The sequence below is a fragment of the Klebsiella sp. WP4-W18-ESBL-05 genome (assembly GCF_014169075.1).
GTDB lineage: Bacteria > Pseudomonadota > Gammaproteobacteria > Enterobacterales > Enterobacteriaceae > Kluyvera > Kluyvera ascorbata_B.
The window spans coordinates 3,982,943-3,996,799 of the sequence record NZ_AP022057.1 but is presented as its reverse complement, the minus strand read 5'-3'; the positions used below and the strand labels follow the sequence as shown (position 1 = coordinate 3,996,799).

General features: G+C 53.4%; 11 protein-coding genes, 4 tRNA genes and 2 rRNA genes. 12 read left to right on the top strand and 5 right to left on the bottom strand.

Annotated elements, in window-relative coordinates:
* The first annotated feature begins 4 nt into the window (after positions 1-4).
* The 6 genes from H7R58_RS19220 to dkgB all read left to right on the top strand — a co-directional run bounded on the left by H7R58_RS19220 (position 5) and on the right by dkgB (position 4,615).
* A tRNA-Ile gene (locus H7R58_RS19220) sits at positions 5-81 on the top strand.
* Positions 82-119: 38 nt separating this feature from the next.
* A tRNA-Ala gene (locus H7R58_RS19215) sits at positions 120-195 on the top strand.
* Positions 196-400: 205 nt separating this feature from the next.
* Positions 401-3,307, top strand: a 23S ribosomal RNA gene (locus tag H7R58_RS19210).
* A 92-nt stretch (positions 3,308-3,399) separates the two neighbouring features.
* Positions 3,400-3,515, top strand: a 5S ribosomal RNA gene (gene rrf, locus H7R58_RS19205).
* A gap of 55 nt (positions 3,516-3,570) precedes the next feature.
* Positions 3,571-3,647, top strand: a tRNA-Asp gene (locus H7R58_RS19200).
* Between the two features lie 164 nt (positions 3,648-3,811).
* Positions 3,812-4,615 (top strand): 2,5-didehydrogluconate reductase DkgB, encoded by an 804-nt coding sequence (dkgB, locus tag H7R58_RS19195; protein ID WP_106930412.1) that lies wholly within the window; start codon positions 3,812-3,814, stop codon positions 4,613-4,615.
* A 62-nt stretch (positions 4,616-4,677) separates the two neighbouring features.
* On the opposite strand, the gene yafC is transcribed toward dkgB, so the two are convergent.
* Complete coding sequence (gene yafC / locus H7R58_RS19190) at positions 4,678-5,565, bottom strand: DNA-binding transcriptional regulator YafC (RefSeq protein WP_182929423.1); 888 nt, start codon at positions 5,563-5,565, stop codon at positions 4,678-4,680.
* A gap of 104 nt (positions 5,566-5,669) precedes the next feature.
* Between yafC and H7R58_RS19185 the strand changes: the two genes are divergently transcribed.
* Together H7R58_RS19185 and H7R58_RS19180 are read left to right on the top strand one after the other, a co-directional pair.
* Positions 5,670-6,845, top strand: coding sequence for an MFS transporter (locus tag H7R58_RS19185; protein WP_182929422.1), 1,176 nt, complete (start codon positions 5,670-5,672; stop codon positions 6,843-6,845).
* Between the two features lie 142 nt (positions 6,846-6,987).
* Entirely contained in the window at positions 6,988-7,782 is a 795-nt protein-coding gene (locus H7R58_RS19180) for an endonuclease/exonuclease/phosphatase family protein (RefSeq protein ID WP_106930406.1), read from the top strand.
* A 58-nt stretch (positions 7,783-7,840) separates the two neighbouring features.
* Here the strand turns inward: H7R58_RS19180 and mltD are convergent, their stop codons facing one another.
* Both mltD and gloB read right to left on the bottom strand, forming a co-directional pair.
* Complete coding sequence (mltD, locus tag H7R58_RS19175) at positions 7,841-9,202, bottom strand: murein transglycosylase D (RefSeq protein ID WP_106930404.1); 1,362 nt, start codon at positions 9,200-9,202, stop codon at positions 7,841-7,843.
* A gap of 71 nt (positions 9,203-9,273) precedes the next feature.
* Positions 9,274-10,029 carry a hydroxyacylglutathione hydrolase gene (gene gloB, locus H7R58_RS19170; protein WP_106930402.1) on the bottom strand — a complete coding sequence of 252 codons (756 nt, stop codon included), beginning with the start codon at positions 10,027-10,029 and terminating at the stop codon, positions 9,274-9,276.
* Positions 10,030-10,060: 31 nt separating this feature from the next.
* Here gloB and H7R58_RS19165 point away from each other — a divergent pair, with 31 nt between their 5' ends.
* Positions 10,061-10,786, top strand: coding sequence for a class I SAM-dependent methyltransferase (locus tag H7R58_RS19165; protein WP_106930400.1), 726 nt, complete (start codon positions 10,061-10,063; stop codon positions 10,784-10,786).
* On the opposite strand, the gene rnhA is transcribed toward H7R58_RS19165, so the two are convergent.
* Positions 10,783-11,250, bottom strand: a complete 468-nt coding sequence (gene rnhA / locus H7R58_RS19160) for a ribonuclease HI (RefSeq protein WP_106930397.1) — start codon at positions 11,248-11,250, stop codon at positions 10,783-10,785. The genes H7R58_RS19165 and rnhA overlap by 4 nt on opposite strands.
* Positions 11,251-11,314: 64 nt before the next feature.
* Between rnhA and dnaQ the strand changes: the two genes are divergently transcribed.
* Positions 11,315-12,046 carry a DNA polymerase III subunit epsilon gene (gene dnaQ / locus H7R58_RS19155; protein WP_146145740.1) on the top strand — a complete coding sequence of 244 codons (732 nt, stop codon included), beginning with the start codon at positions 11,315-11,317 and terminating at the stop codon, positions 12,044-12,046.
* A 130-nt stretch (positions 12,047-12,176) separates the two neighbouring features.
* Positions 12,177-12,253: transfer RNA gene (locus H7R58_RS19150), tRNA-Asp, on the top strand.
* A gap of 109 nt (positions 12,254-12,362) precedes the next feature.
* On the opposite strand, the gene H7R58_RS19145 is transcribed toward H7R58_RS19150, so the two are convergent.
* Complete coding sequence (locus H7R58_RS19145) at positions 12,363-13,133, bottom strand: amidohydrolase (protein WP_106930391.1); 771 nt, start codon at positions 13,131-13,133, stop codon at positions 12,363-12,365.
* A gap of 180 nt (positions 13,134-13,313) precedes the next feature.
* Here H7R58_RS19145 and ivy point away from each other — a divergent pair, with 180 nt between their 5' ends.
* Positions 13,314-13,760: an Ivy family C-type lysozyme inhibitor gene (gene ivy, locus H7R58_RS19140; protein WP_106930389.1), complete on the top strand. Its 447-nt coding sequence runs from the start codon at positions 13,314-13,316 to the stop codon at positions 13,758-13,760.
* Positions 13,761-13,857: the final 97 nt, after the last annotated feature.

The following is a 13,857-nucleotide window of genomic DNA, read 5'->3' as shown; positions in this document are numbered from 1 at the left end:
CTGCAGGCTTGTAGCTCAGGTGGTTAGAGCGCACCCCTGATAAGGGTGAGGTCGGTGGTTCAAGTCCACTCAGGCCTACCAAATTCGTCCCGCGAATTTGAGGGAGATTCATAAACGATGGGGCTATAGCTCAGCTGGGAGAGCGCCTGCTTTGCACGCAGGAGGTCTGCGGTTCGATCCCGCATAGCTCCACCATCTTTACTGCAACAATACAAGAAAACTTCAGAGTGTACCTGAAAGGTTCACTGCGAAGTTTTGCTCTTTAAAAATCTGGATCAAGCTGAAAATTGAAACGACACACTGTGTCTGTTCTCCGTAATAAGAACAGATAAGCGGTGTGTTCGAGTCTCTCAAATTTTCGCAACACGGTGGTGTTTTACGAAACATCTTCGGGTTGTGAGGTTAAGCGACTAAGCGTACACGGTGGATGCCCTGGCAGTCAGAGGCGATGAAGGACGTGCTAATCTGCGATAAGCGTCGGTAAGGTGATATGAACCGTTATAACCGGCGATTTCCGAATGGGGAAACCCAGTGTGTTTCGACACACTATCATTACGTGAATACATAGCGTAATGAAGCGAACCGGGGGAACTGAAACATCTAAGTACCCCGAGGAAAAGAAATCAACCGAGATTCCCCCAGTAGCGGCGAGCGAACGGGGAGCAGCCCAGAGTCTGAATCAGCTTGTGTGTTAGTGGAACGGTCTGGAAAGTCCGACGGTACAGGGTGATAGTCCCGTACACCAAAATGCACAGGTTGTGAACTCGAAGAGTAGGGCGGGACACGTGGTATCCTGTCTGAATATGGGGGGACCATCCTCCAAGGCTAAATACTCCTGACTGACCGATAGTGAACCAGTACCGTGAGGGAAAGGCGAAAAGAACCCCGGCGAGGGGAGTGAAAAAGAACCTGAAACCGTGTACGTACAAGCAGTGGGAGCCTCTTTATGGGGTGACTGCGTACCTTTTGTATAATGGGTCAGCGACTTATATTCTGTAGCAAGGTTAACCGTATAGGGGAGCCGAAGGGAAACCGAGTCTTAACTGGGCGTTAAGTTGCAGGGTATAGACCCGAAACCCGGTGATCTAGCCATGGGCAGGTTGAAGGTTGGGTAACACTAACTGGAGGACCGAACCGACTAATGTTGAAAAATTAGCGGATGACTTGTGGCTGGGGGTGAAAGGCCAATCAAACCGGGAGATAGCTGGTTCTCCCCGAAAGCTATTTAGGTAGCGCCTCGTGAATTCATCTTCGGGGGTAGAGCACTGTTTCGGCTAGGGGGTCATCCCGACTTACCAACCCGATGCAAACTGCGAATACCGAAGAATGTTATCACGGGAGACACACGGCGGGTGCTAACGTCCGTCGTGAAGAGGGAAACAACCCAGACCGCCAGCTAAGGTCCCAAAGTCACAGTTAAGTGGGAAACGATGTGGGAAGGCTCAGACAGCCAGGATGTTGGCTTAGAAGCAGCCATCATTTAAAGAAAGCGTAATAGCTCACTGGTCGAGTCGGCCTGCGCGGAAGATGTAACGGGGCTAAACTGTGCACCGAAGCTGCGGCAGCGACACTATGTGTTGTTGGGTAGGGGAGCGTTCTGTAAGCCGTTGAAGGTGTCCTGTGAGGGGTGCTGGAGGTATCAGAAGTGCGAATGCTGACATAAGTAACGATAATGCGGGTGAAAAACCCGCACGCCGGAAGACCAAGGGTTCCTGTCCAACGTTAATCGGGGCAGGGTGAGTCGACCCCTAAGGCGAGGCCGAAAGGCGTAGTCGATGGGAAACAGGTTAATATTCCTGTACTTGGTGTTACTGCGAAGGGGGGACGGAGAAGGCTATGTTAGCCGGGCGACGGTTGTCCCGGTTTAAGCATGTAGGCGGGAAGTTTAGGTAAATCCGGACTTCTTTTAACGCTGAGGTGTGATGACGAGGTACTACGGTACTGAAGTAACAAATGCCCTGCTTCCAGGAAAAGCCTCTAAGCATCAGGTAACATCAAATCGTACCCCAAACCGACACAGGTGGTCAGGTAGAGAATACCAAGGCGCTTGAGAGAACTCGGGTGAAGGAACTAGGCAAAATGGTGCCGTAACTTCGGGAGAAGGCACGCTGATATGTAGGTGAAGTGGTTTACCCATGGAGCTGAAATCAGTCGAAGATACCAGCTGGCTGCAACTGTTTATTAAAAACACAGCACTGTGCAAACACGAAAGTGGACGTATACGGTGTGACGCCTGCCCGGTGCCGGAAGGTTAATTGATGGGGTTAGCGGCAACGCGAAGCTCTTGATCGAAGCCCCGGTAAACGGCGGCCGTAACTATAACGGTCCTAAGGTAGCGAAATTCCTTGTCGGGTAAGTTCCGACCTGCACGAATGGCGTAATGATGGCCAGGCTGTCTCCACCCGAGACTCAGTGAAATTGAACTCGCTGTGAAGATGCAGTGTACCCGCGGCAAGACGGAAAGACCCCGTGAACCTTTACTATAGCTTGACACTGAACACTGGTCCTTGATGTGTAGGATAGGTGGGAGGCTTTGAAGTGTGGACGCCAGTTCGCATGGAGCCAACCTTGAAATACCACCCTTTAATGGCTGGTGTTCTAACGTAGACCCGTAATCCGGGTTGCGGACAGTGTCTGGTGGGTAGTTTGACTGGGGCGGTCTCCTCCTAAAGAGTAACGGAGGAGCACGAAGGTTAGCTAATCCTGGTCGGACATCAGGAGGTTAGTGCAAAGGCATAAGCTAGCTTGACTGCGAGAGTGACGGCTCGAGCAGGTGCGAAAGCAGGTCTTAGTGATCCGGTGGTTCTGAATGGAAGGGCCATCGCTCAACGGATAAAAGGTACTCCGGGGATAACAGGCTGATACCGCCCAAGAGTTCATATCGACGGCGGTGTTTGGCACCTCGATGTCGGCTCATCACATCCTGGGGCTGAAGTAGGTCCCAAGGGTATGGCTGTTCGCCATTTAAAGTGGTACGCGAGCTGGGTTTAGAACGTCGTGAGACAGTTCGGTCCCTATCTGCCGTGGGCGCTGGAGAATTGAGGGGGGCTGCTCCTAGTACGAGAGGACCGGAGTGGACGCATCACTGGTGTTCGGGTTGTCATGCCAATGGCATTGCCCGGTAGCTAAATGCGGAAGAGATAAGTGCTGAAAGCATCTAAGCACGAAACTTGCCCCGAGATGAGTTCTCCCTGACTCCTTGAGAGTCCTGAAGGAACGTTAAAGACGATGACGTTGATAGGCTGGGTGTGTAAGCGTAGCGATACGTTGAGCTAACCAGTACTAATGAACCGTGAGGCTTAACCTTACAACGCCGAAGATGTTTTGGCGAAGAGACGATTTTCAGCATTGATTACAGATTACATCAGAACGCACAAAGCGGTCTGATAACAGAATTTGCCTGGCGGCCGTAGCGCGGTGGTCCCACCTGACCCCATGCCGAACTCAGAAGTGAAACGCCGTAGCGCCGATGGTAGTGTGGGGTCTCCCCATGCGAGAGTAGGGAACTGCCAGGCATCAAATTGCAGTAAACCGGGATGAATAATCCGGGTAGTGACAAAGAAATTCGGTGGAGCGGTAGTTCAGTCGGTTAGAATACCTGCCTGTCACGCAGGGGGTCGCGGGTTCGAGTCCCGTCCGTTCCGCCACTTATTAAGAGCCCTGAGCATTTGCTCAGGGCTTTTTTCTTTGTCTTGCATTCAATTATTGCTGTTTTAGCAAAAATCCTCTGCATTTCTCGCCCTTTTTCTCAATCCTCTCGTTCGTCATACTGGTTTCAACTAACCCATACTGATAAATAAAGAGGAAGATCATGACAATCCCTGCATTGGGCCTCGGCACTTTCCGCCTGAAAGATGACGTTGTTATCGCATCCGTAAAAACGGCGCTGGAGCTGGGCTATCGCGCGATCGATACCGCACAAATTTATGATAATGAAGCGGCTATTGGTCAGGCGATTGCTGAAAGCGGCGTAGCGCGCAGCGAGCTGTTTATTACCACTAAAATCTGGACCGAGAACCTCGGTAAAGACAAGCTGATTACCAGCCTGCAAGAGAGCCTGCAAAAACTACGAACTGACTATGTCGATCTGACGCTGATCCACTGGCCGTCGCCGAATGACACGGTTGCGGTTGAAGAGTTTATGGCTGCGCTGCTGGAAGCCAGGACGCTGGGTCTGACTCGCCAGATTGGTATCTCTAACTTCACCATTCCGCTGATGGAACGCGCAATTGCCGCCGTAGGCGCAGACAACATTGCGACGAACCAGATTGAGCTGTCACCTTTCCTACAGAATCGTAAAGTGGTGGACTGGGCCGCTGAGCACGGTATCCACATTACGTCCTACATGACGCTGGCTTATGGTAAGGCGCTGAAAGATGAAACGATTGCCGCGATTGCTGCGAAACATCACGCCACGCCAGCGCAGGTGATCCTCTCCTGGGCTATTGGAGAAGGGTACGCGGTGATTCCATCATCAACCAAGCGCGAAAACCTGGCCAGCAACCTGTTGGCGCTGACCTTAACGCTCGATGCTGAAGATAAACTGGCGATTGCCGCACTGGAGTGCAATGACCGTCTGGTCAGCCCAGAAGGCCTGGCACCACAGTGGGATTGATCCTGCTTCTGCCTTAACCCTCAAACGACCCTCGATAAGCCCGGACGAACTACGCGTCTGGGCTATTTTTTGACATATTCGCTAAGAAAATCAATAAATGCCCGAATTCGTGTGCTCACCGCCCGGTCACTGTAGTAGACCGCGCTAAAGGGCATCTCAACGGGTAGACGCTTATCGGCCAGCAGCTCAACAAACTCCCCTCTGGCAATCTCCTTATCCACCATAAAGTCCGACAGGCAGGCAATACCGTTACCGTGCAGGCACAGCTGCTTGATGGTTTCACCGCTATTGGATGAAATGCCGCAGCTAATCTCCATAAACTGACCGTCACAGCAGTAGACCGGCCACGTGTTAAGAGAAGAGGGCTCGGTGAATCCCAGACACAGGTGTTCCTTCAGATCGATGACGCTCTCAGGCTTGCCATGACGGGCAATGTACTCCGGCGAGGCGACGATTTTTCGATAGCTGCTAAACAGCGGACGCGCGCGCAGACTGGAGTCACTCAATGTGCCAGCGCGAATGGCAACATCGACCTTGCGCTCAATCAGATTGATAAATGTCTCTGAAGAGACCAGCGACAGCGTCACCTCCGGGTACCGTTCACGGAAGGGCTGAACCAGCGGCATCAGCAAATGTAGCATCACCGGTGTGGCGGCGTCGACGCGCAGCAGCCCGCGTGGCGTATTACGCGTATCCAGCAGCTCCGTCTCGGCGGCGGCCATTTCCTGTAGTACCACCTGCATACGGCGGAAATAGCGCTCTCCCTCTTCGGTCAGGCTAAGCTGGCGCGTCGTACGGTTGAGCAGGCTTACGCCAAGCTTGGATTCCAGCTTTTTAACCGCGCGGCTTACCGCCGAGTTAGCCTGGCCCAATTGCTCGGCTGCCCGGCTGAAGCTACCGCTTTCCACGACGGCGACAAAAATGGCGATCTCTTCTGATGTGGCTCTCATTGTTGCACCTGAAGCAAAATTCTATTGAGATTTTGGATATTTTTGTTATTTAAACACCACGGCATACTACGTGTCATCTTAATACTGATGATGTGGAGTTAATTATGCCGCTGGCGCTACTTGCCTTAACGATCAGTGCCTTTGCAATTGGCACAACCGAATTTGTGATTGTCGGCCTGGTCCCGACGATCGCCGAACAGCTGGCTATCTCGTTGCCTTCCGCCGGGATGCTAGTTTCAATTTATGCGCTGGGCGTTGCTATCGGGGCGCCGGTGCTCACCGCTTTGACCGGCAAACTGCCGCGCAAACAGCTGCTGCTGGCGTTAATGGTACTGTTTACCGTTGGTAACCTGCTGGCCTGGCAGGCGCCGGGATACGCCACACTGGTGGTTGCACGCCTGCTGACCGGGCTTGCTCATGGTGTGTTCTTCTCCATCGGCTCAACGATAGCTACCAGTCTGGTACCGAAAGAGAAAGCGGCCTCGGCAATTGCAATAATGTTCGGCGGGTTGACCGTTGCATTGGTGACAGGCGTTCCGCTGGGCACCTTTATTGGCCAGCATTTTGGCTGGCGCGAGACCTTCCTTGCCGTTTCTATGCTGGGCGTGATTGCACTGATCGCTAGCGCCGTGCTGGTTCCGCGGAATATCCCAAGCCGCGCGCCTGCCAGCTTAGCCGACCAGATGAAAGTGCTGACTCACCCGCGTTTGCTGATGATCTATGCGATCACCGCACTGGGCTACGGTGGCGTCTTTACCGCCTTTACTTTCCTGGCACCGATGATGCAAAACCTCGCAGGCTTTACGCCAAACGCGGTGAGCTGGATCCTGCTAGGCTACGGTGTCGCGGTTGCCGTGGGCAACATCTGGGGGGGAAAACTGGCCGATAAACACGGTGCGGTGCCGGCGCTGAAATTTATCTTTGCTGCATTGGCCGCACTGCTGATTGTATTCCAGTTCACCGCCTCTATTCAGTATGCAGCACTGGCAACGGTGCTGGTGATGGGCGTCTTTGCCTTTGGCAACGTGCCTGGACTGCAGGTCTACGTCGTGCAAAAAGCGGAAGAGTACACGCCTGCTGCCGTTGACGTTGCTTCTGGTCTGAATATTGCCGCCTTCAACGTCGGTATTGCGCTGGGGTCTGTCGTCGGCGGGCAAACCGTTGAACATTATGGCCTCGCACAGACTCCGTGGATTGGCGCATTGATTGTGGTGGTGGCGCTGCTGCTGACCGCCCTGAGCGGCCGTCTGGATAAACCCGTCCGCGTGGCGCTAGGCTAGGATTATCTCAGTAAGCGCAGGCTTACATAAGTTCACCTGGCTTTATCACAAATAGCGTTGAAACCGCGGGCAAAAGCCCCTATAACTGAGGGACCCTCCTGGAATCAGGTGGGTTCTTTGGTTATTGAGGTTATAAAAGAAAGTGCGAAAAAATACCTACGCCATGCGCTACATCGCCGGACAACCCGCGGAGCGGATCCTACCGCCGCCGGGGGCGTATTCCGGGCTGAGCGAGGCGTTATCGGTGGGTAAGCCGTTAAGCACTGAAGAGAATATTCGCATCCTGGTGTGGAATATCTTTAAACAGCAGCGTGCAGAATGGCTGTCGGTGCTGAATAAGTACGGCAAAGATGCGCATCTGGTGTTACTTCAGGAGGCGCAAACAACGCCTGAGCTAGTGAAGTTTGCAACCACTAACTATCTGGCGGCCGATCAGGTCCCGGCGTTCGCACTGCCTCATCATCCTTCTGGCGTCATGACGCTGTCTGCCGCTCAGCCCGTTTACTGCTGCCCGCTGCGCGAACGTGAGCCTATTCTGCGGCTGGCGAAATCAGCGTTAGTAACCGTTTACCCACTTCCCGACTCACGCCTGCTGATGGTCGTGAACATCCATGCCGTGAACTTTAGCCTTGGCGTCGATGTTTACAGCAAGCAGCTGATGCCCATTGGCGAGCAAATTGCGTTGCATAACGGCCCGGTGATTATGGCCGGTGATTTTAACGCCTGGAGCCGCCCACGCATGAATGCGCTGTATCGATTTGCACGTGATATGTCGCTACGCCCGGTGTATTTCGATGATGATCAGCGCCGTCGCGCGTTTGGACGCCCGCTCGATTTTGTCTTTTACCGAGGGTTGAATGTGACAGAGGCTTCTGTGCTGGTGACCCGCGCATCGGACCATAATCCGTTGATTGTAGAATTTAGCCCGAGCAGATAGGGCAAGAGACATAAAAAAAGGCACCGGGGAAGACGGTGCCTTTTTTATTGTTTGCCTGTCAGGAGTCAGGACGGTCGCTGTTTTTTACATACAGCGTAAGCTGATCGCCCGGCTGCAAATTGCCTGCGTCGTTATTCCAGCGCATCACATCTTTGATGTTGACGCCGTGACGCTTTGCAATGCTCGACAGCGAGTCGCCTTTACGTACGCGATACGTAATGCTGCTGTTATCGGCAAGACGCGCAGCGCTGCTGCCTGCACCCACCGTTAAGCTTTGCCCTACTTTCAGGCTGCTGCCACGCAGGTTGTTCCACTGCTGCAGATCTTTTGCCGTTACGCCTAAGCGCGATGCAATGCCCGACAGCGTGTCACCTGAGCGAACCTTATAGCTACGGCTGGACATCGGCGTATTATCGGCGACCAGCGTTGGCTGGAGGTCGGCAATTTCACCGGAGGCCAGGGATTCACGCAGCTGGTCTGCATGCTTCTGTGGCACCATCACGTACTTAGGACCGCTTGCACCAAGCGTTGAGCCTTTCACGCCAGCATTGAAGGTCTTAAGCTTATTGACCGGCATACCTGCCATGTCAGCGAGCTGAGAGATCTCAACGGGGCTATCGAGGCGAACACGCGCCAGTGCTCGGCTTTCGTCAGTCGTAGGCAGACGAACGCCATAGCGTTTGCTGTTTTTGAGAATGTCGCTCAAAGCCAGCATCTTCGGTACGTAGACCTTAGTTTCCTGAGGCAATGGGAGAGACCAGAAGTCCGTAGGCTTACCACGGGCCTTGTTCGCTTTCATTGCTTTCATCACACGGCCTTCACCGCTGTTATACGCCGCCACGGTTAATAACCAGTCGCCGTCGAACATTTTGTTCAGACGCTGCATCATATCCAGTGCTGCCGTTGTGGAAGCAACGACGTCACGACGCGCGTCATAACTGCGGGTCTGTTTCAGACCGTAATTTCGCCCTGTGCTCGGAATGATCTGCCAAATACCTGCGGCATTGGCACCAGACGTTGCGTGCGGGTCAAAAGCGCTCTCCACTATGGGTAGTAATACCAGTTCCATCGGCATGTTACGTTTCTTAACTTGCCCGGCTATCCAGTACATATACGGCTCTGCCCGTAAAGTTACATCGTGGAGATAGCTCTTATTTCGTAAGTACTTCTGTTTCTGTTCGCGAACCCGGGTATTATCCGGAATTCCCATCTTTAGCTCGTCGCCAATGTAAGCCCACAAGTCCTGATTCTGCATGTCGAATGTCCCATCGTCCATCCAACGTGCCTGACTAGCGAACTTACTTGCTTCCCCTTGACTAGCCGCAGAAAGGCTCTGTGCGTGCTGTTGGACGTTGCCCTGCTGTGACGCCTGGCACCCCACGAGCAGGACAGAGGCGAGTAATATCGCTTTTGCCTTCATGTGTGTGTCAATAGTTGCTTAAAAGACGACCGATAATAACGACGAACTTTCGAAAACGCAACCCGGAAGTATCAGAAGTTATCTTTCTTTGCCCGTAACCATGCAAAACGCTCTTCAGATTGTAGCAATTTTGTTTCTTTGCTTATTTCATTAATTAAATCAATATCATCCGTTCTTAAAAAGAGATTAATCTGTCGCTCTTTTTTCAGAGTTGTGGGGAGTGTTATTTGTTTTTTTGCACGTAACTCCTTAACTTCTCGATAGTATTCGTTAATGAACAAATCATGCGGTAAAACGCTCAGGGCAAACGTCATGTTGGAGAGCGTGTACTCATGTGCGCAACAAATTAGCGTCTCTTCCGGCAGGCTGTTAATGTGCTGCAACGAGCGGTACATCTGGGCTGGCGTACCTTCAAATAATCGCCCGCAGCCCCCGGAAAATAGGGTATCGCCACAAAAAAGCCAGGGGGCGCTGTAGAAACAGACATGTCCTGAAGTGTGTCCCGGAGTAGCAAAAACGTGAAATTCCTGGTCAAGTACGCGGATGCGATCGCCGTCGGCAACTATTTTTGTTGTGCCTTTGTTACGTGTCTCTTCTGGGCCATAAACGATCAAATTCGGAAAACGCCTATGCAGATCCGCCACGCCGCCGACGTGATCGTGATGATGATGGGTTAACAGGATGGCTTCCGGCTGCCAGCCGTGACGATCGATAGCGTCCAGTACGGGGGCGGCTTCGCCAGGATCGACGATCAGGCAGCGACCTGTTTGATCGTTAAGAACCCAGATGTAGTTGTCCTGAAACGCTGAAATACTGTTAAGATTCATTCGTTACCTCTTACGCGTAGGGAAGGTTGTGATGAAACCGGCAAGGATACCTCAAACAGTCTCAGCGCCTGTCTCGTGGGCACAAATGCCCTGGGGTGAATATTATCGTGAGGCCATCGATCGTCAACTGAAACCCTGGCTGGGTAAGCTCTACGGCTTTCACCTGCTTAAGGTGGGCAATCTGAGCGCGGAGATCAACACCGAAGCGTGTGCTATCTCCCATCAGGTGAATATCTCGCTAGAGGGCAGCCCAATGCAGGTGATGGCCGATCCGCTGCATTTGCCGTTTGCCGAGAAATCGGTCGATGCCTGTCTGCTTGCCCATACGTTGCCCTGGTGCAGCGATCCTCACCGAATGCTGCGCGAGGCTGACCGAGTGTTAATTGACGATGGCTGGCTGATCATCAGCAGCTTCAACCCGGTTAGTCTGATGGGGCTGCGCAAGCTGTTTCCGGTGCTGCGCAAATCTGTGCCGTACAACAGCAGGATGTTTACGCTGACGCGTCAGCTTGACTGGCTGTCGCTGCTGAATTTTGAAGTGCTGCACCAGGGCTGTTTCCAGGTGCTGCCGTGGGCGAAGCAGGGGGGCGTGATGTTAAGCACCCATCTACCTGCGCTGGGCTGCCTGCAGGTTATCGTCGCGCGTAAGCGCACGATCCCGCTGACGCTAAACCCGATGCGGCAAAATAAAGCGAAAAGCCGCATCACGCAGGCGGTCGGCGCAACGCGGCAGTATCGCAAACCGCCGGACGCTTAAGCTTCCGGCTGGTAGCCCGTATCGTCTTGCGTTGGCGCGGAGGCTGCGGCACGCGCCAGCTCATCGCAGCGTTCGTTCTCGGGGTGCCCGGCGTGGCCTTTAACCCACTCCCAGCGAATTTCATGCTGACCAAGCGCCGCATCAAGTCGTTGCCAGAGATCGACGTTCTTCACCGGCTTTTTATCCGCCGTCTTCCAGCCTCGCTTTTTCCAGTTATGAATCCATTGGGTGATCCCCTGACGAACATACTGGCTATCGGTGCTTAGCACCACGGTGCACGGCTCTTTCAGCGCTTCGAGCGCGACAATCGCCGCCATCAGCTCCATGCGGTTGTTGGTGGTCAGGCGATAGCCTTCATTAAAGGTTTTTTCCCGCTGGCGATAGCGTAAAATAGCGCCATAGCCGCCGGGGCCTGGATTACCAAGGCAAGAGCCATCGGTGAAAATTTCTACCTGTTTAAGCATCTCTGGTAGACTTCCTGTATCTGCAATCGAAAGTAAAACGGCAAGTCTGACATAAATGACTGATATGAGCACTGCAATTACGCGACAGATCGTTCTGGATACCGAAACCACCGGTATGAACCAGATCGGCGCCCACTATGAAGGCCACAAGATCATCGAGATCGGTGCCGTCGAAGTGATCAACCGTCGTTTGACCGGCAACAACTTCCACGTTTACCTCAAGCCGGACCGGCTGGTGGATCCTGAAGCCTTTGGCGTTCACGGTATTGCCGACGAGTTCTTGCTGGATAAACCCACTTTTGCCGACGTGGCCGATGAGTTTCTTGACTACATCCGCGGCGCGGAGCTGGTCATTCATAACGCATCGTTCGATATCGGCTTTATGGACTACGAGTTTAGTAAGCTTAATCGTGGTATTCCAAAGACCGATACTTTCTGTAAGGTGACCGATAGCCTGGCGCTGGCGAGGAAAATGTTCCCCGGTAAGCGTAACAGCCTTGATGCGTTATGCTCGCGCTATGAAATAGATAATACTAAGCGTACGCTGCACGGCGCATTACTCGATGCCCAGATTCTGGCCGATGTTTATCTGACGATGACCGGCGGACAAACCTCCATTAAATTTGCGATGGAAGGTGAGGGGCAGCAGCAGGCGGGTGATACCGGCATCCAGCGCATTGTGCGTGCCGCAAGCAAGCTGCGTGTGGTTTATGCCACGGACGAAGAGCTGGTGAATCACGAATCGCGCCTCGACCTGGTGCAGAAAAAAGGCGGAAGCTGCCTCTGGCGGTCATAAACAGGCCATTTTTGCTGTGAAAATAGCCGGTTGGGCGATTTTTGCAGCAAACGATTCAAAAGTAGAGAAAAAGCGTTGACGGTTTCCCAGGGAATCCGTAATATTCGCCTCGTTCCCAAGGGAACACAGCGGAGCGGTAGTTCAGTCGGTTAGAATACCTGCCTGTCACGCAGGGGGTCGCGGGTTCGAGTCCCGTCCGTTCCGCCACTATTCAGAAAGCCCGAATCAGCAATGATTCGGGCTTTCGTCGTTTCTGACGTCGAAATAGACGTATCTTACCATTCGCCCCTCCGTGCGGAGAGGCGCGTTGTGACTTTCAGCCTAGCGCAAACGGATCGGCATCCTGCCAGGCAGGAAATTTCTCGCGGTACTCCTGCAGCAGCGTCATCGAGAGCTCGCCGTCAATACGGGTGGCCTGATGCGCTTCGGCAGCCGCGAGGATTTCGCCCTGTGGGGTGATGATTCGGCTGTCGCCGCGGTAGTGATGGCTGTTGCCATCGGTACCCACGCGGTTACAGCCCGCGACGTAGGCCTGATTCTCGATCGCTCGGGCCATCAGCAGCGATTGCCAGTGGTGTGAGCGCGGGGCAGGCCAGTTGGCGACGTACAGCGCCAGATCGTAGTCGTTGCGGTTTCGCGACCATACCGGGAAGCGCAGGTCATAGCAGACGAGCGGCAAAATGCGCCAGCCGCGCCATGTCAGCACGATGCGCTGGTCGCCGGCAAGATAGTGGTGATGTTCCTCGGCCATGCGGAACAGATGTCGCTTGTCGTAGGCGTGCACCCGGCCTTCCGGCTCAACGAGCAGAAAACGGTTAACCGCGCCGCGAGATGTTTGCAATGCAGCGCTACCGGCAATGAGGGCGTTGGTACGCTGCGCCTGCTGTCGCATCCAGGCAATAACGTCGGTTTCCACCATTGACTGCTTCGCGGCTTCCATTGCGAAACCGGTAGTGAACATCTCTGGTAGTACAATCACGTCTCGCCCGACAATCTCTTCCATCAGCCGGCCAAAATGGCGCAGGTTCGCCGGGCCGTCCATCCATACTAGCGGTTGTTGCAAAAGGGTTATCTTTAAACCTGGCACGGCGATTGGCTCCTGTCGTATGGGCTCTTTTTTAACTTTAACACCTTATCAGGTCGTTGCCGCGCTACGGAATATTTTGCTAATAAATCGCATATCAGAAATGACTGATTTGCTTTTTACGCGTAGCCGCTCACGCTTAACAAGATGAAAACTAAGAGCAGGATAGGCTCGGGAGGAATAATGTTAAAAGTCATTACCACGATAGCGCTATTGGTTGGCGCATCCAGCGCGATGGCGCAGGGCGATGTGACTATCAGCAGCCTGGCGAAAGGCGAAACCAGCAAAGCCGCGTTTAATCAAATGGTCAAAGGGCATAAGCTGCCCGCGTGGGTCAGCAACGGCGGGACATTTTCGCCAGCTAAAACGGTGACGTTGGGCAACGAGTCCTGGCAAGTGCTGAGCGCCTGTAAACCGCATGACTGCGGCTCGGAGCGCGTGGCGGTACTGTGGTCAGAAAAATCGCAGCAAATGTCAGGCGTCTTCTCTACGGTGAATGAAAAAACCACCCAGGAGAAGCTTACCTGGCTGAACGTGAGCGACGCGTTGTCAATTGATGGTAAAACGGTGCTATTTGCTGCGCTAAGCGGGAGCCTGGAAAACCACCCCGATGCGTTTAATTACAAGTAGCAAACGCTGAATAGAAAACGGCGCAAAGCCAATAAAAAACGGAGCCGATGGGCTCCGTTTTCGTTGTTACTGCAAATGCCCTCAGGGAGGATTGATG

What these genes read in the sequence shown, in the direction of transcription:
- dkgB (WP_106930412.1), top strand. Translation starts at nt 3,812, where the DNA reads ATGACAATCCCTGCATTGGGCCTCGGCACTTTCCGCCTGAAAGATGAC.
- yafC (WP_182929423.1), bottom strand. Translation starts at nt 5,565, where the DNA reads ATGAGAGCCACATCAGAAGAGATCGCCATTTTTGTCGCCGTCGTGGAA.
- H7R58_RS19185 (WP_182929422.1), top strand. Translation starts at nt 5,670, where the DNA reads ATGCCGCTGGCGCTACTTGCCTTAACGATCAGTGCCTTTGCAATTGGC.
- mltD (WP_106930404.1), bottom strand. Translation starts at nt 9,202, where the DNA reads ATGAAGGCAAAAGCGATATTACTCGCCTCTGTCCTGCTCGTGGGGTGC.
- gloB (WP_106930402.1), bottom strand. Translation starts at nt 10,029, where the DNA reads ATGAATCTTAACAGTATTTCAGCGTTTCAGGACAACTACATCTGGGTT.
- H7R58_RS19165 (WP_106930400.1), top strand. Translation starts at nt 10,061, where the DNA reads ATGAAACCGGCAAGGATACCTCAAACAGTCTCAGCGCCTGTCTCGTGG.
- rnhA (WP_106930397.1), bottom strand. Translation starts at nt 11,250, where the DNA reads ATGCTTAAACAGGTAGAAATTTTCACCGATGGCTCTTGCCTTGGTAAT.
- dnaQ (WP_146145740.1), top strand. Translation starts at nt 11,315, where the DNA reads ATGAGCACTGCAATTACGCGACAGATCGTTCTGGATACCGAAACCACC.
- ivy (WP_106930389.1), top strand. Translation starts at nt 13,314, where the DNA reads ATGTTAAAAGTCATTACCACGATAGCGCTATTGGTTGGCGCATCCAGC.